This is a genomic window from Corynebacterium sp. KPL2861 (assembly GCF_040225475.1).
In the GTDB taxonomy this organism is placed as follows: Bacteria; Actinomycetota; Actinomycetes; order Mycobacteriales; family Mycobacteriaceae; genus Corynebacterium.
Genome location: NZ_JBEHFW010000033.1, coordinates 1 through 521 on the forward strand (window position 1 = coordinate 1; position 521 = coordinate 521).

Annotated in this window: 1 protein-coding gene; it reads right to left on the bottom strand. The window is 51.6% G+C overall.

Features of this window, described 5'->3' with window-relative positions; translation table 11 throughout:
• A partial coding sequence (locus ABRP84_RS11255) for a transposase (protein WP_502879819.1) occupies positions 1-520 on the bottom strand: 520 nt, incomplete at its 3' end.
• Position 521 lies beyond the last annotated feature (1 nt).

Sequence of the window (521 nt, forward strand, 5' to 3'; positions counted from 1 at the left end):
TAATGCGCAGCGCATCGAGAAACACTACGGGGTAGAATTCGTCTAACTGGCGGTTTTGCCAGACCATGACCTCATCGAGGACGGCGTCGGTGACTGCGGAGATCGTCTCATGGGAAATATCGACACGCATCGCAGTTGCCATATGATGCTGGATATCCCGAATGGTCATCCCACCGGCATATAAGCTGACGATCATGTCATCAACGTCGGTCAATCTCCTCGAGCCTTTGGGCACCATCGTAGGAACAAACGTGCCGTTTCTGTCTCGTGGAACATCAATGCTTACTGGCCCGTAATTAGAATCTACGGTTTTCGGATACGCCCCATTGCGATAATTATCCGTTCCAGCACTAGCTTTAGCTGCTCTATCACCGGATGCATAGCCCAGGTGAGTATCCATTTCCGCATTTAACCCGCGGGTAATTGAAGCTTGCAACATACCGCGAACCAGGTCGTTGGCATCCGTGGTGGACGTGCCTAGGTCATCAATCAGTTTCGCGATGTCAGGGTTAGCAAGCAGC